This is a genomic window from Sphingomonas sp. 28-62-20, from assembly GCF_002281505.1.
In genome coordinates, this window is record NZ_NCGH01000010.1 from 153,872 (window position 1) to 174,997 (window position 21,126).

At 63.8% G+C, this 21,126-nt stretch carries 22 protein-coding genes; 16 read left to right on the forward strand and 6 right to left on the reverse strand.

Going from position 1 to position 21,126, the window contains the following annotated elements:
- The first annotated feature begins 2 nt into the window (after positions 1 to 2).
- The 8 genes from B7Y43_RS10235 (at position 3) to B7Y43_RS10270 (ending at position 7,508) form a co-directional block, all read left to right on the forward strand.
- Positions 3 to 536, forward strand: coding sequence for a VOC family protein (locus tag B7Y43_RS10235; protein ID WP_374131543.1), 534 nt, complete (start codon positions 3 to 5; stop codon positions 534 to 536).
- Complete coding sequence (locus B7Y43_RS10240) at positions 533 to 1,270, forward strand: hypothetical protein (RefSeq protein WP_374131544.1); 738 nt, start codon at positions 533 to 535, stop codon at positions 1,268 to 1,270. Before B7Y43_RS10235 ends, B7Y43_RS10240 begins: the two co-directional genes overlap by 4 nt.
- The gene (locus tag B7Y43_RS10245) at positions 1,267 to 2,496 is read left to right on the forward strand and encodes an MFS transporter (RefSeq protein WP_374131545.1); all 1,230 of its coding nucleotides are present in this window, start codon (positions 1,267 to 1,269) and stop codon (positions 2,494 to 2,496) included. The genes B7Y43_RS10240 and B7Y43_RS10245 overlap by 4 nt, the downstream gene beginning before the upstream one ends.
- A complete protein-coding gene (locus B7Y43_RS10250; RefSeq protein WP_374131546.1) occupies positions 2,480 to 4,033 on the forward strand; it encodes an FAD-binding oxidoreductase in 1,554 nt (517 codons plus the stop codon). Before B7Y43_RS10245 ends, B7Y43_RS10250 begins: the two co-directional genes overlap by 17 nt.
- Positions 4,030 to 5,088: a nitrilase-related carbon-nitrogen hydrolase gene (locus tag B7Y43_RS10255; RefSeq protein ID WP_374131547.1), complete on the forward strand. Its 1,059-nt coding sequence runs from the start codon at positions 4,030 to 4,032 to the stop codon at positions 5,086 to 5,088. The genes B7Y43_RS10250 and B7Y43_RS10255 overlap by 4 nt, the downstream gene beginning before the upstream one ends.
- Complete coding sequence (locus tag B7Y43_RS10260) at positions 5,085 to 6,296, forward strand: class I SAM-dependent methyltransferase (protein ID WP_374131548.1); 1,212 nt, start codon at positions 5,085 to 5,087, stop codon at positions 6,294 to 6,296. Before B7Y43_RS10255 ends, B7Y43_RS10260 begins: the two co-directional genes overlap by 4 nt.
- Positions 6,293 to 6,652 carry a hypothetical protein gene (locus tag B7Y43_RS10265; protein ID WP_374131549.1) on the forward strand — a complete coding sequence of 120 codons (360 nt, stop codon included), beginning with the start codon at positions 6,293 to 6,295 and terminating at the stop codon, positions 6,650 to 6,652. Before B7Y43_RS10260 ends, B7Y43_RS10265 begins: the two co-directional genes overlap by 4 nt.
- Positions 6,653 to 6,770: 118 nt before the next feature.
- Positions 6,771 to 7,508, forward strand: a complete 738-nt coding sequence (locus tag B7Y43_RS10270) for a hypothetical protein (protein WP_374131550.1) — start codon at positions 6,771 to 6,773, stop codon at positions 7,506 to 7,508.
- Positions 7,509 to 7,631: 123 nt separating this feature from the next.
- On the opposite strand, the gene B7Y43_RS10275 is transcribed toward B7Y43_RS10270, so the two are convergent.
- From B7Y43_RS10275 to B7Y43_RS10295, 5 genes are all read right to left on the reverse strand, one after another.
- Entirely contained in the window at positions 7,632 to 8,078 is a 447-nt protein-coding gene (locus B7Y43_RS10275; RefSeq protein WP_374131551.1) for a hypothetical protein, read from the reverse strand.
- A complete protein-coding gene (locus tag B7Y43_RS10280) occupies positions 8,075 to 9,496 on the reverse strand; it encodes an aldehyde dehydrogenase family protein (protein ID WP_374131552.1) in 1,422 nt (473 codons plus the stop codon). The genes B7Y43_RS10275 and B7Y43_RS10280 overlap by 4 nt, the downstream gene beginning before the upstream one ends.
- A complete protein-coding gene (locus tag B7Y43_RS10285; protein WP_374131553.1) occupies positions 9,493 to 10,407 on the reverse strand; it encodes a polysaccharide deacetylase family protein in 915 nt (304 codons plus the stop codon). Before B7Y43_RS10285 ends, B7Y43_RS10280 begins: the two co-directional genes overlap by 4 nt.
- Positions 10,408 to 10,552: 145 nt before the next feature.
- Complete coding sequence (locus B7Y43_RS10290) at positions 10,553 to 11,431, reverse strand: polysaccharide deacetylase family protein (protein ID WP_374131554.1); 879 nt, start codon at positions 11,429 to 11,431, stop codon at positions 10,553 to 10,555.
- Positions 11,431 to 12,114, reverse strand: a complete 684-nt coding sequence (locus tag B7Y43_RS10295) for an isochorismatase family protein (RefSeq protein ID WP_374131555.1) — start codon at positions 12,112 to 12,114, stop codon at positions 11,431 to 11,433. The genes B7Y43_RS10290 and B7Y43_RS10295 overlap by 1 nt, the downstream gene beginning before the upstream one ends.
- Before the next feature lie 89 nt (positions 12,115 to 12,203).
- Here B7Y43_RS10295 and B7Y43_RS10300 point away from each other — a divergent pair, with 89 nt between their 5' ends.
- From B7Y43_RS10300 to B7Y43_RS10335, 8 genes are all read left to right on the forward strand, one after another.
- Positions 12,204 to 13,574, forward strand: a complete 1,371-nt coding sequence (locus B7Y43_RS10300; RefSeq protein WP_374131556.1) for an alpha/beta hydrolase — start codon at positions 12,204 to 12,206, stop codon at positions 13,572 to 13,574.
- On the forward strand, positions 13,574 to 14,077 hold the full coding sequence (locus B7Y43_RS10305) for a DUF3598 domain-containing protein (protein WP_374131557.1): 504 nt from the start codon (positions 13,574 to 13,576) through the stop codon (positions 14,075 to 14,077). The genes B7Y43_RS10300 and B7Y43_RS10305 overlap by 1 nt, the downstream gene beginning before the upstream one ends.
- Positions 14,070 to 15,485 carry a 3-isopropylmalate dehydratase large subunit gene (locus B7Y43_RS10310; RefSeq protein WP_374131572.1) on the forward strand — a complete coding sequence of 472 codons (1,416 nt, stop codon included), beginning with the start codon at positions 14,070 to 14,072 and terminating at the stop codon, positions 15,483 to 15,485. The genes B7Y43_RS10305 and B7Y43_RS10310 overlap by 8 nt, the downstream gene beginning before the upstream one ends.
- A complete protein-coding gene (gene leuD / locus B7Y43_RS10315) occupies positions 15,482 to 16,087 on the forward strand; it encodes a 3-isopropylmalate dehydratase small subunit (RefSeq protein ID WP_374131558.1) in 606 nt (201 codons plus the stop codon). Before B7Y43_RS10310 ends, leuD begins: the two co-directional genes overlap by 4 nt.
- Positions 16,084 to 17,001: a hydroxymethylglutaryl-CoA lyase gene (locus B7Y43_RS10320; protein WP_374131559.1), complete on the forward strand. Its 918-nt coding sequence runs from the start codon at positions 16,084 to 16,086 to the stop codon at positions 16,999 to 17,001. Before leuD ends, B7Y43_RS10320 begins: the two co-directional genes overlap by 4 nt.
- Complete coding sequence (locus tag B7Y43_RS10325; protein ID WP_374131560.1) at positions 16,998 to 18,104, forward strand: CaiB/BaiF CoA-transferase family protein; 1,107 nt, start codon at positions 16,998 to 17,000, stop codon at positions 18,102 to 18,104. The genes B7Y43_RS10320 and B7Y43_RS10325 overlap by 4 nt, the downstream gene beginning before the upstream one ends.
- A 160-nt stretch (positions 18,105 to 18,264) precedes the next feature.
- Positions 18,265 to 19,194, forward strand: coding sequence for an ABC transporter ATP-binding protein (locus tag B7Y43_RS10330; protein WP_374131561.1), 930 nt, complete (start codon positions 18,265 to 18,267; stop codon positions 19,192 to 19,194).
- Entirely contained in the window at positions 19,191 to 20,681 is a 1,491-nt protein-coding gene (locus B7Y43_RS10335; protein WP_374131562.1) for an ABC transporter permease, read from the forward strand. Before B7Y43_RS10330 ends, B7Y43_RS10335 begins: the two co-directional genes overlap by 4 nt.
- 110 nt (positions 20,682 to 20,791) lie before the next feature.
- Here B7Y43_RS10335 and B7Y43_RS10340 read toward each other — a convergent pair whose 3' ends face one another.
- Positions 20,792 to 21,007, reverse strand: a complete 216-nt coding sequence (locus B7Y43_RS10340) for a hypothetical protein (RefSeq protein ID WP_374131563.1) — start codon at positions 21,005 to 21,007, stop codon at positions 20,792 to 20,794.
- Positions 21,008 to 21,126 lie beyond the last annotated feature (119 nt).

A 21,126-nucleotide genomic window follows, 5' to 3' on the forward strand; every position in this document is an offset into this window, starting at 1 on the left:
AAGTGTTAACCGGAATAACGGGTGCCGCCTTGGCGGCGGCATCCGTTGCCGGTGCCAAAGCACCGGCTAGCGGGCTTGATATCAGCCGGCTTGTCCGCACCGCTCTGTTCGTCAGCGACATTGACGTAGCGACATCATTCTACCGAGACCTTTTGGGGCTCGATCAGCTATTTTATTCGGGCAAGTTTACCGGGCCGATAGTTGGGCAATTGCTGGGCATTCCGGCGGGCGCCACCACCATCGCGCGCATATTAAAGGTGGAAGGTCCACCATTCGGGATGATTGGCTTGTTTCAGGTCGTCGGCGGCAAATTGTCGCGCGTTCGGAAACAGCGCGGATCTGTCAACATCGGAGAGAGCGTTCTCGTGTTTTACATGCCTTCGCTGGACCCGCTCGTCGACAGGCTAAACGCCTCACAATGGCAAATTTTGTGCCCGCCAACAAGCCTTGTTCCAGGATCACGCGAGATGAGCTTTTATGGCCCGGACGATGTGCTGATCAACGTGATCGAGCGCAATCATCGCGCCATTATATGACCGCGTTTCGGCCAATCCCCCGCCTGCGTGGCCGGGTCGAGTATCGGAAGACCGGCTCCAACACCCTGTGGGGATTTGAAGACTGGTCGATCACGCGCGGTGCCGATGGCCTGCGGGTAATGGCCGCGCACTGCGAGATGACGCTGACCGGCGGCGACGGTGCCCACCAGAATGTGGTGCGCGATTCTGTGCTGTCAGTGCATCCCGATTTTCATCCGCACGATGCCTTTGTCCGCATCATGCGCGAAGGTGCGGTGACGGGCACAGGCTGGTTCCGCTTCACCGATAGCGAAGCGACCTGTGAAAGCTGGACCCGCGACGAAGGCAGGGTCAGCCAATCGATACCGATCGAGCGACCGATCCGCGGCTTCGGCATCCACGCGGTGCAGGGCGATGGCTGGCTGGCGTCGACCTTCCCCTATCACAAGGGCGTCGGCCATCGGCAGTTTTTCGGCCGCAACCTGCTCCATTCGGTGCACCATCTGGGCGCGACCGGGCCGATGATCACGACCAGCGGATCGGGGCTCGACTATGTTGGCCGCGAGACCATCACGGTGCCGGCCGGAACCTTTGATTGCCACCATGTCGCCTTTGTCGGGCTGACCAATGCCCACCCGCCCTATGACATGTGGGTGAGCGCTGACGGCGATTTCCTCTATGTTCGCGGCGTCGTGTCCGGATACATGGACTCGACCTTTGAGCTCGCTGAGCTCAGCCGGGAGCATGGCGCATGAGCGAATTCAAAAAGGGCTGGCGCGTCCTGACGGCATCGTTGCTGGGCGTCGCCTGTGGGGCGTCGCCGTTGCCGTTCAACGTCCTGCCGCTGGTAATGGGGCCGATCCACACCGAATATGGCTGGGATTTCGCCGCGATCGCGGGCGGCGTGACGATCTTCGGCATCATCGCATCCCTGCTGGCGCCGCTTTATGGATCAATGGCCGACCGGTTCGGCGTGCGCCCGGTAGCGATCGGATCGCTGATCGGGTTCATCATCGTGTTTGCCGCCTTTTGGTTCGTGCCCGGCAGCTTGCCCGGCTGGTGGGCATTCTGGGCAGTGCTGGGGCTGATCGGGATTGGATCGACCCCGGTTACCTGGAGCCGCGCGGTGAGCATGTGGTTCGCCAAGAATCGCGGGCTGGCGCTTGGCATCATGCTGATCGGCACCTCGCTCGCCGCGATCATCGTCCCCAAGGTGGCGGTCGCGGCGATTGGCTATGGCGGGTGGCGGCTGGCCTTTCCGATCGTCGCCCTGTTCCCGCTGCTGATCGCGCTACCCGTCGCGTTGCTCTGGTTCCGCGAGCCGCGCGCTGACGAGCGTCCGGCGGGTGTGACGGATGCCCAGGGTCAGCTGATTGGGCTCAGCTTGCGCCAGGCGATGCGCGGCCACCGTTTCTGGGTGCTGATCCTGTCGATCCTGCTGATCGCGCTCGCTTATGGCGGGGCGCACATCCACATGGCGCAAATCGTCGCGCTGCATGGCTTTACGCCGGGGGATGCCGCCAGCGTGCTCGGTGTGGTGGCGCTCGGCATCCTCGCCGGGCGAGTGCTGGTGGGCTTGCTGTTCGACCGCTTCTGGGCGCCGGGCGTTGCTTTTCCAGCGATGCTGCTGCCGGCGATCGCCGCTTATCTGCTGCTAGGGAATACGGCTGGACTGTCCATCATCATGACCGGCGGTTTCCTGCTTGGCTTTGCGGCGGGGGCGGAGAGCGACGTGATCGCCTTCCTGGCGGCGCGCTATTTCGGGATGGCCAATTACGGGGCGATCTATGGCGCGCTCTATATGCCATTCGGGATTGGCAGCGCGATTTCGCCGATCTTGTATGGCGTGGTCCGCGATCGGACGGGCAGCTATGATCTGATGCTGATGGCGGCGGTCGCGATGTTTGCGATTGGCGGCGCCCTTCTGCTGACGCTCGGACGCTATCCACAACTGGGCGCGGAGGATGGCCATGCTGGCTGAGATATCCACGCTCGACGCGCTCGTGGCGGCGGTTGGCGGTGACGCGCTGCTCAGCGATCCGGCATCGCTTGAGCTTTACGGGCAGGATGTGTTCTCGATCGGCCACCGCCCGATCGCGATCCTGCGCCCGCGCGATATCGAAACGCTGGCGGCGGGGGTGAAGGCTGCGGCCAAGGCCGGGCTCGCCATCGTCCCGCGCGGTGGCGGGATGAGCTATACCTCGGGCTATCTGCCCGATGCGCCGGGGGCGCTGGTGGTCGATATGGCGGCGATGGACCGCATCCTGACGATCGACCCGGCCGACATGACGGTGACGGTGGAGGCCGGCTGTTCCTGGGCCAAGCTCTATGAAACGCTCCATCCATTGGGGTTGCGCACGCCGCTCTGGGGCACGCTGTCGGGCATCCGGGCGAGTGTCGGCGGCGGCATGAGCCAGAACGGGCTGTTCTGGGGCGCGCGGGGCGGATCGATCGCGGCGACGGCGCTATGCTTCGATGTCGTGCTGGCGAATGGCAGCATCGTGCGCACCGGCAGTGACGTGCTGCGCCCATTCGGGCCCGACATTACCGGGCTGTTTGCGGCGGATTGCGGGGCGCTGGGGATCAAGGCGCATGTCACGCTGCCGCTGATCCGCGAAGCGAGCCATTTCGCTTATGGCAGTTTCGCCTTCGACACGCCCGAGCAGTTCACGGCGGCGATGAGCGAGATTGCGCGCGCCGGTTTCGCGTCCGAAAGCTTCGGCTTCGATCCCTTCCTGCAGGCGCAGCGGATGAAGCGCGACAGCCTGGGCGCCGACGCCAAGGCGCTGGTCGGGATGATGAAGGCGCAAGGCGGGTTCTGGAAGGGGTTGAAGGAGGGCGCGAAGGTTGTCGCGGCGGGACGCTCCTTCCTCGACGACGCCACCTTTTCGATCCACACGATTGCCGAAGGCCGCAACCAGCCAAGCGCCGACGCCGATATGGCGGCGATCCGTGCAATTGTCACGCAAGCTGGCGGGCGCGAGGTCGAGAACACGATCCCCAAGGTGTTGCGCGCCAATCCCTTCCCGCCGGTCAATTCGATGCTGGGGCCCAGCGGCGAGCGCTGGGTACCGGTGCACGGTATCGTCCGCCATTCAAAGGCGCTGGCGACGATCGAGGCGGTGATCGCGCTGTTCGAAGCGCATGCCGTGGCAATGGAGCGGCTGGGCGTCGGGGCGGGCTATATGTTCCTGCCCGTGGCGACCACGGGGTTCCTGATCGAGCCGGTGTTCTACTGGCCAGATGCGCAGGCAGCGCTGCACAAGGACAGCGTCGAGGCGGCACACCTGGCCAAGCTGCGCGACTTTCCCGCCAATGCGGAAGGCCGCGCGCTGGTTGAGAAATTGCGGGCAGAGATCATCGCGATCTTCGGGCGGATGGACGGCATTCATTTCCAAATCGGGCGCACCTATCCGGTGAAGGAGCGGAGCGATCCGGGGGCTTGGGCGATACTGGAGGCGGTCAAGGCCGTGGTTGATCCCGATGGGCGGATGAATCCGGGGGTGTTGGGATTGTGAAGCCCCCTGCCCCCTATGCCGCCGTGGCGATGCAGCTCACCGCGCGGTCGGTCGAGCGCAGCGCTGATCGGGCCGAGGCTTCCGCGCAGATGCTGGCGATGATCGAAGCGCTCGGCCCCAAATTGCGGTCTGCGACCATCTTCATCCAGCAATATGGTGGGTCGCCAGTACGGCTCGCCGTGCTGCCGGAATATCTGCTCACCAGCTATCCCGGCCGCATCACCGTTCCCGACTTTGCCGAGAAAGCAGCGCTTGACATGGACGGGCCGGAATATGCCGCGCTGGGCAAGCTCGCGCAGAGCCTGAACCTGTTCCTCGCGGTCAATGCCTATGAGCGTGACCCGCATTTTCCCGGGCTCTATTTCCAGGCCAGCGTGATCCTGTCGCCCTCGGGCGAGGTGGTGGTGCGCTATCGCCGCCTGAATTCGATGTTTGCGCCAACGCCGCATGATGTCTGGTCAAAATATCTCGATATCTATGGGCTCGATGGCGTGTTTCCGGTGGCGAAGTCCGAGATCGGCAATCTTTCGGCGATTGCCTCAGAAGAAATCCTCTACCCCGAAATCGCTCGCGCCCATGCGCTGCGCGGCGCGGAGATCTTTGTGCATAGCTCGTCCGAAATCGGCTCCCCGCTCGCCACGCCGAAAGCCATTGCGAAGCGCGCCCGCGCGTTCGAGAACATCGCTTATGTCGTCAGCGCCAACACAGCGGGGATTGAGGGCACCGCGCTACCGCTCGCCTCTGCCGACGGCAATTCGATGGTGGTGGATTACAAGGGCCAGGTGCTGAGCGAATCCAATGCGGGCGAGACCTTCACCGCCTTCGCCGATATCGACCTGGCCGCGCTGCGCGCCCAGCGCCGCAAGCCCGGCATGACCAACCAGCTCGCGCGGCAGCGGCTCGAACTGTTCGCCCCCATTTATGCAGGCCACGAGGTACAGCCCGCCAACGGCTTGCTTGATGCCGATGGCAACCACGCCATCCCGGACCGCGAGCATTTCCTGCGGGTGCATGAATCCGTTATCGAACGCCTCTCCAAGGATGGCCTGATATGAAGCCCCAACCCGACAAAATCGATGTTGCCCCGCCTTATACTGCGGTCGCCCGCCACGCAGTGTTCCCCGAGCCCAGCCATGACGAGGCCGCGCGGTTCGATTTCCTCGCGAACTTCAACAAATATATGGCGACCACGCTCGGCCCCGGCAACAAGCGCGCTTATGACACGCGCGTGCTGCCCGCCTTCGTCAAGGAGCATGGCCGCGAGCCCGAGGATCGCTTCGAAATCCGCCGCGCGATGAACAAGGACCCGTGGCATCGCTTCTGGTCAGCGCTGAAACGCAATTCGATGGAAATGCGCCAGCATAATGGCCGCCAAATGGTGCTGCGCCAATTGGATGAACTCGACGCCAAGGCGCGCCAGTTCAATGAGGGGCGCGACACGCTCCGTCTCGATCCGTCGGTGCAGGTGCCGCGCTACCAGCAGGCGGTCGACATCCACTGCATGCCCGGCAGCTATCATGGCGAGGAACGCCCCGGCGACGTTTCGGCGGGCGCCAATTATGACTGCGGGATCTTCGCGACGACGGCAGGCGGGCTCGGCGCATTGTCGGACGGCGGCGGCATGGCGCTGGTCGACTGGATCAAGCGCGAGCGGCCCGGCTGGTCGCCCAAACGCATCCTCGATATGGGCGCGACGATCGGCCACAATATCGTGCCGCTCGCGCTCGCCTTTCCGGAGACCGAGATCATCGCGATCGATACCGCCGCACCCTCGCTGCGCTATGGCCATGCCCGCGCGCAGGCTTTGGGCGCGCGCAACCTCCACTTCGTTCAAATGAATGCGGAAGACCTCGGCGCCTATCCCGACGGGCATTTCGACTGGGTGCAGACGACGATGTATCTGCACGAGCTTTCCGGCACTGCGCTGCCGCGTATTATCCGCGAGGGGCACCGCGTGCTGAGCCCCGGCGGGCTGATGTTCCACCTGGAGCAGCCGCAATATTCGGACGCGATGCCGCTCTACGAACAGTTCATTCGTGATTGGGATGCGTTCAACAATAACGAGCCCTTCTGGTCATCGATGCACGCGCTCGACCTGAAATCGATCATGGTCGAGGCTGGGTTCTCGACGGACGATCTGTTCGAGACCGGGGTGCGTGCGGTGGTCGACGAGAGCATCTTCCCCAAGGCCAATGACGGCGAGGGCGAGGATCATGGCCGCGCGGCCTATTGGCACGCTTATGGCGCGTGGAAAACGGCATGAGCGAGGGTCTCGACTGGATCGGCCTGGCGGGCAAGCGCGCCAAGGGCAAGCGACCCGACTATTTCGAAGACCCGGCTCTCGACCGTATCCTCTCGATCGTCATGGCGCTGGTCGCCGAGGTGTCAGTGCTGAAACAGCGGCAGGACACCGTTGAGCGGCTGCTTGAGGCCAAGGGCACGATCAGCCGCGCCGATATCGAAGGCTTCGTCGCGGACAAGGACGCGGCCTATGAGCGCGGCGTCGAGACCAAGGCCTATATCGCCCGCGTGATGCGCGGCGTGCAGCAGGCGATGGACGCGATGGCGGTCGATGAGAAGCCGGTGGAGCAGGTCAGCCGCGAGTTGAAGGAATTGTGATGCGCACCAACTTTTCCCCTCCCGCTTGCGGGAGGGGCTGGGGGTGGGCCTGGCCTGTCAACCCCGTCTTCGAGATCTGGCCCACCCCTAACCCCTCCCGCAAGCGGGAGGGGAAAAGATGACCATACAGCATCGCACGGTTCGTGGCCGCATTCGCTATACCTCCAAAAAGCCCGAGATGCTGGATCAGGAACGTGGCCGCGAGTGGTTCGCCTTCACACATCACAGCAATGGCGCGATGACGCTGCGCGCGCAGTGCGAGATCGAGGAACCTGCGCCCACCGTGCTGCGCGATGTCGTCTATGCGATCGACGCCGATGGCCACCCGCGCAACCTGCATGTCCATCTGACGGTTGGGGATGCCTTCATGGGATCGGGCTGGTTCAACCTGACGCACCGCGCGGACGGCGGTGTGATCGAATGCGAAAGCGCCGGGCCGTCGATCGGGCGGCTGTCGCAGCGCGTCGATTTCATGGGCGCGATCGATGGGGTCGGCACGCACCCGATCGTCGGTGACGGCTACATGACGCGGTGCATGGACGTGTCCAAGGGCCCACACCGGCGCACATTGCGCTGCTACCTCCCCTCGCCCGACCACCGCGGCGCGACGCCGCCGATGATCGCCGAGGTGACAATCGACCTGGAATATTTCGGCGAGGAGACGGTGACGGTCGCCGCCGGCACCTTCGCCTGTCGCCACTTCGCCTTCATCGATTCAAGCGACACCGGCATGGGCGGCAAGGAACACCCGCGCTACGACATGTGGGTGACGGCGGATGACGACGCGGTGTTCGTGCAGGGCGGTGTCGGCGGGTATATGGCGACCTGGTATGAGTTGGTGGAATTGGCGCGGTAGGTCCCCCAATTGCCCCAGCTCTCCGTCGCCCCGTCCTCGCGCCGGGGTCTCGCTTCTTCTTTTCAACGGCTGTCCAAAGGCAGCGGCACCCCGGGTCAAGCCCGGGGGTGACGAAATTCCCGCTCACCCCACCCGCACCTCATCACACAGCGTCCGCCGGGTTGGCACGCCCTGCTCGAACCATTGCCAAGTCCGCGCCCGCGTGCTGCCGTCGTCGGACAAATGGATGATCTCGACGAAATGGTCGCCGGGGGAATCCTTGCGGTCGAGCCGCAGCATCACCGAGCCACTATGCGTTTCCCAGCCATAGCCGATGAAACGGTCGGTATCCCAGTGGAGCATCCCGTCGCGGAACACGCCGCCGAAGGAGCGCTCGACCACACGGCCATCGTCCCAGGTCATCTTGTTCGACTGGATATAGGCGAACGCCCCATCGCTCGGGAATTCGCACAGGGTCCAAGTGCGGTGGCGGTCGATCAGCGATCCGTCGCGCGCAAGATGGGTGTAGGTGCCCTCCCATGCACCGGCGTGGCGCAGCATATTGGGCATGGCGTCGGCAAAGCTCGTCATCGGCGGGCATCCTCGGCATAGGCCTGAATCGGCAGCGCGGTGCCGGTCTGGCGAAGCAGCGCCTGTTTGCGGACGAAGCGCAGCAGGCCGCTGTCGCCCATCCGCGACGGGCCGAGCCCGCTGGCGCCGAAGCTCGATTTTTCAGCGTCCCACACCATCGCGGTGAGCGAGCCGTCGTTGATCGAGATAGCGCCCGCGTTGAGGCGGATGGCGACGGCCTCAGCCTCTTCAGGCGATCTCGCCAGGACCGCCGCCGACAGGCCGAAAACGCCGCCATTGGCGAGCCCCACGGCCTGATCGATAGTATCAAAAACCGTGACGGGAATGACCGGGCCGAAGGTTTCTTCGGCCATGATCGCCATGTCCGGCGTGACGCCGATCAGCACTGTCGGGCGAAGATAATGCCCGCCGCCGACGATCTCGACGGTGCCGCCCGCCAGCACAGTCGCGCCCTTGGCTACCGCATCATCGATCTGCGCCTGGACGATCTCGGCTTGTCTTACAAAGATGAAGGGGCCGATCTCGCCACTGCCGATATACTCGGCGTTGAGCCGCACCGCTTGGGCACCCGCGACCAGCGCGGAAAGAAAAGGCTCGGCGATCTGCCGCGCAACATAAACCCGTTCGATCGACTGACAGGCCTGCCCGGTATTGACGATCGACGCCCTGAGAGCCACCTGCGCCGCCCAGGCCGGATCGGCACTGGCCAGCACGATCATTGGGTCCTTGCCGCCCAGTTCCAGGCTGGCCGGAATGAACGCCGCCGCGGCTGCTGCCGCCACCTTTCGCCCGGTAGCGACCGATCCGGTAAAGGCGACATAATCGACCGCATTCACCAGCGCGGCGCCAGTCGCACCGTCGCCCTCGATCACCACCAGCGGCACCTCCGGCAGCTCGGCAATCGCTGCCATCAGCGGACGGATGAAGCGCGGCGTGACTTCGGACGGCTTGACGATCACCGCGCATCCCGCCGCGAGCGCGGGGATGGCGTCGATCAGCGCGAGCGTAAGCGGGAAGTTCCATGGGCTGATCACGCCGACCAATGGATAGGGCACGAGCCGGGTTGATACAGTGACCCCCGGCGTCGCGCTGGGACGCGCCTCGCCAGTGGAGCGGGCGATGAGATCGGGCGCAAGGCCGGCCCAGCGATCAAAGGTCCGCGCCGTTCCCTCCACCTCGATCCGTGAGATGGCACGACGACCGGTATCAATTGTCAGCGCAGTGCCAATTGCGTCGGCATGGCGGGCGATTGTTGCTCCCAGAGCGCGCAGCATCTCGGCTCGTTCCGTCGTGGATCGGCTGGCCCATTGGGCTTGTCGGTCGCGCAAATCGGTGGCCAGCGCAGCAAGGCGAAGGGCGTCCAATGGGTCGATTGCGTAATCGAGTTCCCCGGTACGCGGGTTGCGGACCTGTATCATTGCTGCGCCGCCCAGGCATCGACGATCGCGCTGCCAGTTGCAGTCCACACATCAGCGCGCTGCGTCAGTTTGACGAGCAAATCCTCCAGCGCGCTGATCCGATAGGGCAGCGCCATGATATAGGGCGTCAAGTGCAGCGGCAGCATTCGCCCGCCCTGCGTCCGCGCCTCCGCCGTCAGCCAGTCGCACGCGTCGCCCATCTGCTGGGCATAGCTGTCCGCCGATTGCTGCTGAACGGTGATGATCTGACGGTCGCTCAGTTCGTGGTTGAGCGGCAGGTTGATCAGGCCGTTGGTGAACCGATAGGGCAGTTCGTCATTCACCCAATCGCAGGCATAGGTTAGCCCGGCCTCGCGCAGCAGATCGGGCGTGTCCCAGCTCTGGCTGCGTGCGATCGACAGCCAACCGCGCGGGCGCGTGCCGCTGACGCGTTCCAGCGTATCGAGCGATGTGGCGATCAGGGCGCGCTCGTCGTCGATCGGCACTCCGCTGGCGATGGTGCCGTTCATGTCGGTCGAATGCGCGATGATCTCATGCCCGCCCGCGACGATATCGGCGATCAGGTCGGGATAGCGATCGGCAATCGCCGCATTGGTCGCAAACGAGGCCACTGCACCCACCTTCGCGAACGCATCGAGCAGCCGGTACACGCCCACCCGATTGCCATAATCGCGCGCGGTGTAATGCCGGTAATCGGGATAAGCGGTCTGCATATGGCCCGGCGCGCGGAAGGGCGTGTCGCTGGGCAGGATGGGAAACCATTCGAGGCTGACGCACAACCACAGCGCGACCGATTTGCCGTCGGGCCAGGTGACAGGCGAACGGTCCCGCAGCGCCGACCATGGAAAGAGATCATGGTCATAGCCAAGGCGGCGCTTGGGATAGTCCAGATAGGTGGGATCAAGCGTCACTAAATCCTCCCCGCTTGCGGGGAGGCGGACTGCGAAGCGGTGGAGGGGGCTATCCCCGTGCATATCGCTTGCGGCCTGCCCCCTCCACCATGCCGCTGCGCGTCATGGTCCCCCTCCCCGTCCCGGGAAGGAATTACATAGCCCTTCACAGCTGCCCCCGCCACGCATCGACAATCTCCCCCGCGCGCGCAATCCAGGCCCGGCCATCGGCGGCGATGTGCTCCAGCACACCTTCGAACGCGCCGATGCGGTGCGGCTGGCCAATCAAATATGCGTGCAGGGGAATGCACATCACCGTGCCGGACGCCTCCCCTTCCGCGGCCAGCCGGTCGAACTGGCGGATCAGGGTATCGGCATAGTCGCGCGGGCTCATATTATAGACGAAGAAGCCATAATGGTCGTTGACCTCCAAGCTGTAGGGAATCGAGGCGAGCCGCCCCTTGGCAACCTTCACCTCCTGGACTTGATCGTCATGATACAGGTCGCAAGTGTAATCGAGGCCATAATCGGCGAGCAGATCGAGCGTGCGCGGTGTGTGGGTCAGCGCGGGCGCGAGCCAGCCCCTGATCCGCTGGCCGGTAGCCGCCTGCACAGTGCGGATCGAATCTTCGATGATCGCGCGTTCCTGCGCCTCGTCCATGCCGTAAGCATAGCGTGTATTGTAGATGCCGTGGCTGAAGAACTCCCAGCCCCGCTGCGCCGCATCATCGACCACATCAGGGTGATGCTGGCAAAGCGCCACTGACAGGCTGACCGAACCAGGGAAGCCATGGCGGCTCATCGCCTCTGCCATGCGCCAATGCGATACGCGGTTGCTATGGTCGCGGTGGCTATAGCCGACAACATCGGGATGCGGCTTGCCCCAGGCCTTGCGCTGCGGATGCGCCAGTGGGTCGATCTCGTAATATTCCAGATTGGGCGCGACCCAGACGGCGACAGTCTTGCCGCCCGGCCAGACAATTTTCGGGCGGCCCCGATAGCGGACATAGTCGTAAAGACCGGGATCAGCGGCACCTTCCTGCATTAGCGTGCTTCCAACCAGTCAATGACGGTCTGGACGGGCTCAACATCGGCATATTTCAGCTGAAGATCGGTGAGGTTCGCGAAGTGATAGCTTTCATGTTTGTCGGCGCAGGTCTCTATCGGCACGATCGCGCGATAGCCGTGACTGAGCGCATCGACGGCGGTCGCGCGCACGCACCCGCTGGTCGACCCTCCGGTAACCACCACGGTATCCACCTTGTGCCAGACGAGATAGCTGGCGAGCGGCGTTTCGAAGAACGCGCTCGGCATGCGCTTGGTGAATTGCAGATCGTCAGGATGGATCACGCAGCGATCGTCATAGGCGTGGCGCTCGCTGCCATAGTTGATGTTCTGCAGCGAATCGGGGGTGTCGGTGCGCGTGCCCCAGATGCCGGCATCGCCCGCATCGGCTTTATACCCCACCCGACTCCAAATGACGGGCATACCCCGCGCCCGGGCGAGATCGGAGATGATGTTCACATAGTCGATTTGGCGCGGGTCGGTTTCATATGCCGTGGCGAACTTGTCGATCCGGGTATAGGCCTGCTGGAAATCGACATTGACGATTGCCAGCTTGCTGCCGAACCCGAATTTCTTGCGCGCAGGATTGGCCATGACACTATCGAAAATTGCGCGCGCGGTCCGGCCGTCCTCAATCATCCGGGTGCCGATCGGATCGGACATTGCAGGCTTGCCTCCTTATTTGCTTGTGTCGATGATGCGGACAGGATTAGGACTTGTCCAGCAGGATTTGTCCGGACAACTTAAGCGCAATGCAGATTAGTCGTCACTTCGTCGATATCAGTGGCCGCCGCGTGCATTTTCGCCGCTGCGGGGCGGGACCAACGCTGTTGATGGTCCACCAAAGCCCTCGCTCTTCGGCTGAATATGAAGCGTTGATGCGCGAATGGGGGGCGCACTTCACCTGTATTGCGCCCGACACACCGGGATTCGGCCAGTCCGATCCGCTGGCGGGCGATAAACCAAGCATCGATGATTTTGCCGATGCCATCGTCGAGCTGATCGTCGCGCTGGGGCTGGCGCGTGTGGCGGCCTATGGCTTTCATTCAGGCGGGATCATCCTGGTTAGCGCGCTAAAGCGGCATCCCGAGCGGTTCAGCTGCCTTGCCGTTGGCGGCTATGCGATCTGGACGCCCGAGGAGATGGCGCTGTTCGGCGAGCATTATCTGCCGGCGTTCGAGCCTAGCGCTTATGGCGAACACCTCACCTGGTTGTGGAACCGGATGCTCGAACAAAGCTGGTTCTTCCCCTGGTTCGATGTTCGGCCGGAAGCGCGGTTGTCGGTCGCCCATGCCGATGTCGTACGCGTTGATGCAGCAGTGCGTGAGATGCTTGATTCCGGCGCCGCCTATCGCGCCGGCTATGGCGCAGTGCTGCGCGCGCCGCGCGATATTCCGTCGGTCGATGCAGTGACACCGCCCGTGCTGATCACGGCCTATGACGGCGATCCGCTCCAGCCGCATATCGATCGATTGGGGCCGATGCCCCAAGGATGGTCAGCGCACAAAGTGGCCACCCCTGCCGATCATCAAGCCGACAGCCTCGCCTTCCTTCGCCAGCATGCGAACGGCAGCGCCCCGCCTATCGACGATGCCGAAGATGAGGGGTTTTTGCAGGTCGTCACCGACGCCTTTGATGGCCTGATCCATTGGCGCGGCCATAGAGGCGGCCCGCTCACTCTCCATCCACCTGGCAGCGCCGCCGATTTGATCGACCCTGGGCAAGGTGCGGTGATCGATTTGCCTGGCCATGGTCTGTCGGCATGCTGGCCTGGCCAGCCGCCGGAAAACTGGGGCGCATGGCAGGCCGTGATCGATGGTGCCGCCGAAGCGCTTAGCGCAAGTCACGTCATTCTTCCTGCCGTCCCGGACGGCGCGCCAGACCTGCTCTTCCCCGATCTCACGCCCGACCGCTTCGGCAGCTATCTAACGCGTGCCTGGGCAATCGTTCGCGCGCGGCACTTGTTTGATCCCTGGTACGCGGCCGACGCGGCCCATGCGCGGGCCTTTGATTTGACCGACATCAACGCCGATAAGCTGGCGCGCGACCATCGTGCGCTGATCCGGGCGACGGCCGCCCGGCGTTATCTTGTCGCATTGCGATCGCACGAAGGAGAAAGCTGATGGGAATTCGTGAAGACATGCCAGTCCTCGCCCGCCATGAGGGCGTGTGGGACGGCACCTATACCTATTACAATGCCGCCGGCGAAAAGATCGACGAGCACACATCGCGGCTGTTCTGCCGTTTCCTCGACGATAATGCCGAAACGCCTTATCACCAGACCAACCATTACACGTGGCCCGATGGCCGCACCGAAATCCGCGATTTTCCCGCCGCCTATCACGACAAGCGCGTCTGGTGGGACAATGAGCTGATCATCGGTTCTGCCTGGGAAGTGGGCGAGGATGAGCATCACCGCGCGGTGATGCTTTATTGGCAGCGCACTGGCGATCCATCGCTCTATCTGTATGAAATGATCCAGATCGCTGACCATGGCAAAAGCCGCTGCCGGACCTGGCACTGGATCCGCAATGGCGAACTGGAGACGCGCACCGCTATCCAGGAAACATTGGTAACGCGCGACTGGCGGGCGCTGGAAGCCGAGATGGAGGCCGCTGCTGGCTGAGGCACGAACTTTATTCGCAAAGCTCTGGGACGCGCATATCGTCACATCACTGGGGCCTGACGACGATCTGATCGCGATCGACCGGGTGTTCCTCCACGAACGCACCGGATCGGTCGCGCTAAAATCGCTGGCGGCGGCAGGGCGGACTGTGCGCGATCCCGCCCGCGTGTTCGCGGTGACCGACCATATTGTCGATACGCTGCCGGGGCGGACGGGCACGTTGGTCCCCAGCGGTGATGCTTTTCTGGACGCGACCCGCGAGGAAACGGCGGCGGCGGGTATTCGGCTGTTCGATGTCGATGACCCCGACCAAGGCATCGTCCATGTCATCTCGCCCGAACTCGGGATTGTGCTGCCGGGCGCAACGCTCGTCTGCCCCGATAGCCACACCTGCACCCAAGGCGCTTTCGGCGCGCTCGCCTGGGGCATCGGCTCGACCGAGGCCGAACATGCGATGGCGACGGGCACGCTGCGCATGGCGCGGCCCAAGACGATGCGCGTGTCATTTACCGGCACGCTGCAGCCGGGGGTGACGGCGAAGGACATGATCCTCACCCTCCTCGCCCGCTACGGCGCAGGTGGCGGCAAAGGCTATGCTGTTGAGTTTGCCGGTGAGGCGGTTACCGCGCTGGACCTCGATGGGCGCCAGACGCTGTGCAATATGGCCACCGAATTCGCCGCGATGACTGGCTTCATCGCGCCCGATGACATGGTGTTCGACTATCTAAAAGGTCGGCGTTTTGCGCCGATGGGAGCCGTGTGGGCGCAAGCCGCTGACACATGGCGCACGCTTCATAGCGACGTCGGCGCGACATTTGATCGCGAGATTAGCATCGATGCGGCAACGATCGAGCCAATGGTGACCTGGGGCACCTCCCCGCAAAGCGCTGCAGCGATCAGCGCGTCCGTCCCCGATCAAGCCGCCGCCGCCCTGACCCCACAGGGATATGCGCAGGCGCTTGATTATATTGGCTTGGCGCCGGGCCAGCCGCTAGCAGGCCAGCTCATTGATGTGGCGTTCATCGGCAGTTGCACCAACGCCCGGCTATCGGACCTGCGCCGCGCCGCCGACATCGTGCGCGGCCAGCACGTGGCGCCGGGCGTGCGCGCCATCGTCGTGCCCGGATCAATGGCGGTCCGCCGCGCAGCCGAGGCCGAGGGGATCGACCGGATCTTTACCGATGCCGGATTCGAATGGCACCTCTCGGGCTGTGCCATGTGTTTCTATGCTGGCGGGCCAGGCTTTGCGCCGGGCACCCGCGTGATTTCATCGACCAACCGCAATTTTGAAGGGCGTCAGGGCCCGGGCGTCCGCACCCACATCGCCAGCCCCGAAACCGTCGCTGCCAGCGCGATTGCGGGGGCGCTCGCTGATCCCCGCATGGCACGCGCCAGGGTGACCGCGTGACCGCCTCCCCGCCCGTCCCCCATGTCTCGGGAATCGCCGCGCCGTTGATCCGCGCCAACATCGATACCGATGCGATCATCCCCAGCCGGGAGATCAAGGGCGTTGGCAAGACCGGATTGGCCGACGGCTTGTTCGCCGGCTGGCGCTATCTTGAGGGCCGCACGCCGGACCCCGATTTCATACTCAACCAGCCCCGTTATGCCCATGCGCCCATCCTGCTTGGCGGCGACAATTTCGGCTGCGGATCAAGCCGTGAGCATGCCGTCTGGGCGTTGCATGATTATGGTATGCGGGCCGTGATCGCGCCCAGCTATGCGCCGATCTTCCAGAGCAATTGCGTGCGTAACGGCATCATTCCGGTGGTACTCGACGCGGGGTTGATCGCACAGTTGGGCGACATGGTGGCCATCGATCTGCTCGCCCAAACGGTGACGTCCAATGCGGTGACCGCCCCATTCGAAATCGATGCCGAGGCCAAGGCGATGCTGGCTGAAGGGCTCGACGCAATCGACCTGACGCTAAAGCACCGGGCCGCCATCGACGCCTTTCTCATTGCCGATCAGGCCGCCCGGCCATGGATCTATCTGGAACCCAGCGCATGACCCGCATCCTCATTTCCGAAGTCGGCCCGCGCGACGGTCTGCAATCGATCGACCGGGTGATGCCGCTCGCCGCCAAAAAAGCCTGGATCAAGGCCGAGGCCGAGGCGGGGGTGCGCGAGATTGAGGTTGGCAGCTTCGTGCCTCCCTCGCTGCTGCCGCAAATGGCCGATACGGCAGAATTGGTGGCGTTTGCGCGCACGCTGCCGGGATTGAACGTGGTCGCGCTGGTGCCCAATGCCAAGGGAGCCGCGCGGGCGATAGAGGCAGGCGTGCACGGTATGTCGATCCCCTTTTCGATGTCAGAGACCCATTCCAGGCGCAACGTCCGCAAGGATCACGCCCAGATGATTGAGGAAATCCGCGCGGTCGCTGGGATCGCCCAGGCAGCGGGTGTCCATTTCGCGGTCGGGCTTTCAACCGCGTTCGGCTGCACGATCGAAGGCGCCGTCAGTGAGGATCAGGTCGTGCGGCTCGCCGAAGCATCAGTCGCGGCGGGGGCGATGGAACTAAGCCTCAGCGACACTACCGGCTATGCTGACCCTGCGCAGGTCAAGCGGCTTGTCCGCAAGGTGCGCGCCGCCGTGGGAGCCGACAAACTCACCACCTTACACCTCCACAATACGCGCGGGCTTGGCCTTGCCAATGCGCTGGCCGGACTCGAGGAAGGGATTACCACGCTCGATTCGTCACTTGGCGGGCTTGGCGGTTGCCCCTATGCGCCCGGCGCATCGGGCAATATCGTGACGGAGGATCTCGCCTTCATGCTGCAGGCAATGGGCTATGAGACGGGGATTGATCTCGACAAGCTCATGACGGTTCGTGCGATCCTGGCCGAGGCGCTACCGGGCGAGCCGCTTTATGGCTTCACCCCTGATGCGGGCCTACCGATCGGCCTACAAGGGCGCATCGCATGACCCATGCGACGCCGCTGGCCGGACTGAAGGTTGTAGAATTTACCCATATGGTAATGGGCCCAGCAGCCGGATCGATATTTGCAGCGCTGGGTGCTGAGGTGACGCGGGTCGAGCCGCATGGCGGCGACCCAACCAGGAACCTCATTGGTTCGGGATCGGGCTATTTTCCGATGTATAATCGTCACAAGGGATCAATCGCCGCTGATCTGAAATCGCCCGAGGGGCTCGCCGCGGCCATGGCGCTCGCCGCAGAGGCGGATATCCTGATCGAGAATTTCCGCCCCGGCGCACTCGACCGGCTGGGACTGGGCTATGCGGCGCTGGCGGCGATCAATCCACGGCTCGTCTATTGCTCGCTAAAGGGCTTTCTGCCCGGCCCCTATGAGGACCGCACCGCGCTTGACGAAGTTGCGCAGATGATGGGCGGGCTGGCCTATATGACCGGACCACCCGGTCGACCCTTACGCGCTGGATCAAGCGTGATTGATGTGACCGGCGGCATGTTCGGCGTCGTCGCGATCCTGGCCGCGATCGAGGAACGCCACCGCACCGGGCGCGGACAAAAGGTGCAGGCATCGCTGTTCGAGACCACGGTCTACCTCGTGGGGCAGCACATGGCCCAAATGGCAGTGACAGGCCACGCCGCCGCGCCAATGCCCGCGCGCATCTCCGCCTGGGCAATTTACGACGTCTTCGAAACCAAGGACGACCCCGTCTTCATTGGCGTCGTCTCCGACCCGCTTTGGCAACGATTCTGCGCCTTGTTCGCGCTAGACAGCCTGCGGGCCGACGCAACCCTACGGCGCAATAACGACCGCGTCTTGCAACGCGAGCGCATCCTGCCGGAAATTCGCGCGCTGATTGGCAGCCTCACCCGAGCCGAAGTGATTGCGCGGCTTGAAGGAACCGGCATCCCCTTCGCTCCAATTGCACGGCCGGAGGATTTGTTTGATGACCCGCACCTCTTGGCGTCGGGCGGACTGGAGCCAGTGACCCTGCCGGACGGGCGCCAAACCACATTGCCAACGCTTCCGATCGAAATGGACGGCAAGCGCACCAACCGTGCGTCCGCCCTTGCCCCCGTGCCCGGACAGACGCGATAAGGCCGAACTAAGGTCGGCCAATCGCAACAGCAGGTGCTGGTCAGGTCCCAAATTGGTGCCATTCCCGCACCGTTGGTCAGCGTAATCGCGCCCCAATCGATTACTGTTGCGCATCGCTATGGCACCACGCTAAGCGCCTTGTGAAACGGGGGGAATTGCGATGGATGCGCTTCGGTTGGACGCCGTCGTCAAGCGGTTTGGCGACTTTACGGCGGTCAACGACCTAAGCTTTGCCGTAGCACCGGGCGAGGTGTTCGGCTTTCTGGGCGGCAATGGCGCGGGCAAGACCACGTCGCTGCGCATGGTGCTCGATATCCTGCGGCCCGATCAGGGCAGCATCGCGGTACTCGGCAAGCCACCGGGCCGCGGCGCGAGCGCACGGCTGGGCTTTCTTCCCGAAGAACGCGGGCTGTACCGAACGATGACCGCGATCGAGACGATCGTCTATTTCGGACGCCTGAAGGGCATGGCCACCGCCGATGCGCGGCGGGAGGGGCTGGTGCTGCTCGACCGGTTCGGGCTGGGGGCGTTTGCCAAGACCACCGTCGACAAGCTCTCCAAGGGCATGGCGCAAAAGGTCCAGCTCGCCACCGCGATCGTCAACAGGCCCGATTTGCTGATCCTGGACGAACCCTTTTCCGGGCTCGACCCCGTCAATCAGGGCTTGCTGGAGGACGAGATCATTGATGCTGCAAAGGGTGGCGCGGCAGTGGTTTTTTCTACGCACGTGATGCAGCATGCCGAGCGACTGTGCGACCGGCTGCTGTTCCTGGCGCATGGTCGCAAGCAGTTTGAGGGCACGCAGGACGGCGCGCGCGACACTTTGCCGGTCCGGCTGACGCTGGTCGCGCAGCACTCGCCCGCGACACTCGCCGGGGTTGAAAGCGCCGAGGACAAGGGGCCTGCCGCCTCCGCCGCCGCTGATGGCTGGCGTGTCTGGGACGTCCGGCTGACCCCCGGTGGCGATCCCGGCGATCTGTTGCAGCAGTGCACCGCGCAGGGCTTTGCGCTCCGCCGCTTCGAACAGCAGCGCGCGAGCATGCATGACGTCTTTCTCCATATTGTCGGCGGCGCGGAGGCACGGCCATGATCCAACACATCATGCTCGTCGCAGCGCGCGAGTTCCGCCAGATCGCCGCCACGCGCAGCTTCTGGCTGACCCTGTTGATCCTGCCCGCCGCGCTCGCGCTTGGGCCGTTGACGTCGCGCTTCACTGGCCGGTCGAACACTGAAACGGTGATGTTGATCGACCAGAGCGGTGGCAGTGTTGCCAAGGCGATCCGTCACCAAATCGACACCAATGAGCAGCGTGCCGTGCTGATCGATCTGGCACGCTATGTGAAACGCCATGACCTGCAACGCGCGGCCCCCAATGCCGTCTGGACTCGCGACGCGCGCTGGTTCGGCGATGGCGATGTGCAGGCTTTTGTGGCGGCGGGCGGGCTGAAGGCGGCCCGCGCCAGCATCGCCAAAATCGCGCCCGAGGATGCCAAGAAGTACGAAGCGCCCGAGCCCGGTTACAAGATCGTCCCCACCCCGCTGGAAGTCGCGAAAGCCCCGCCAGCGACGATCGACCAGCAGCTTGAACCGCTGCTCCGCCCCGCCGACAAATCGGGGCGCAAGCCGATCGATTACGTCCTGCTGATCCCACCCGAATTCGGCAGCTCGCCCGTCGTGCGGCTCTGGGCAAATGGCCAGCCGCGCGCGTCCTTCGTCACCGCGCTGCAGGGCGTGCTGACGGGCGAGTTGCGCACACGTTTCCTGCAATCGAACGGCGTCGCTGTCGGCACCGCTACTTCTGCCAGCGTTATTGCCCCTGCAATCAGCGTCACCACCCCGCCAGAAGGCAGCGGGCGCGAGCGGGTGATCATCCGATCGATCCTGCCGCTCGCCAGCGCTTATATCCTGATGATGTCGCTGCTGCTGTCGGGCAGCTGGATGCTGCAAGGCGCGATCGAGGAGCGCAGCAACAAGCTGATCGAGACCGTGCTCGCCTGCATCACTCCCAATGAGCTGATGTACGGCAAGCTGATCGGCACCGTCGGCATTGGCCTGGCGATGGTGGTGACCTGGGTCGCGTGCGGCCTGTTCGCGGCCTATGCGACGCAGGGCGACATCGCCGAGCTGATCAAGCCCGCGCTCGAGCCTGTCTCCTCGATCGAAAGCATCGCCACGATCATCTTCTTCTTCGTCGCCGGCTATCTGATGGTGTCGATGATCTTCCTGGTGATCGGCGTAATGAGCGAATCGATGCGCGATGCGCAGGGATATCTGACCCCGGTCATCATGGTGATCATGCTCCCCTTCACGCTGCTGCTGCAGTCGATCCTGTCGGGCAAGGGCGGCGTGCTGGTCGAGGCGATGACCTGGATCCCGCTCTACACCCCGTTCGCGGTGCTGGGGCGGCTCGGCTCGGGAATACCGACCTGGGAAGTCATCGGATCGGGCGCAGTGCTGGTCGCGTTCATCGTCGCCGAAGTGATCCTGCTGGGCCGCGTCTTCCGCGCAAACCTGCTGGCGGCAGGCGCTCGGCCGAGCCTGAAGGCGATCATGGGGATGATGCGGCGCGGGGCATGAACGGGCGCCCGCATATCATTGAAAAATCTTGATCAATCGTCGTCAATCGAAAGGCATCGGCCCTGCGTTAAGGCGACTTTTACATCGCCCCACGTCCGCATCCCCTGCGGTCAGTCCCTCGCGTCGCGCAACGCCTCCAACTCTGCCAGCCGCACCGGGTCATCGGCCGCCAATGCCTCTTCAAGGTAGAAGGCATGCGCTATGTTGCGAACGACCTTTTGCGCTTCACCACTATATTCCTCAGCGATAACCGCGAAAGCATCGACCAACTCGCGGAGAAATCCCTTATCCAACTCTTCGAGTTGGCTGGCCAGGGCCTCCATCATTTTCACGGCCGTATCGAGGTTTAGAGCGATTTTCGATCATGCTGCATCGTATCCGCATGCGGCGAAATAATTGGCGCATTCCTGTGGTGAGTAGAGGTTGAGGATGCGACCGATGGCTT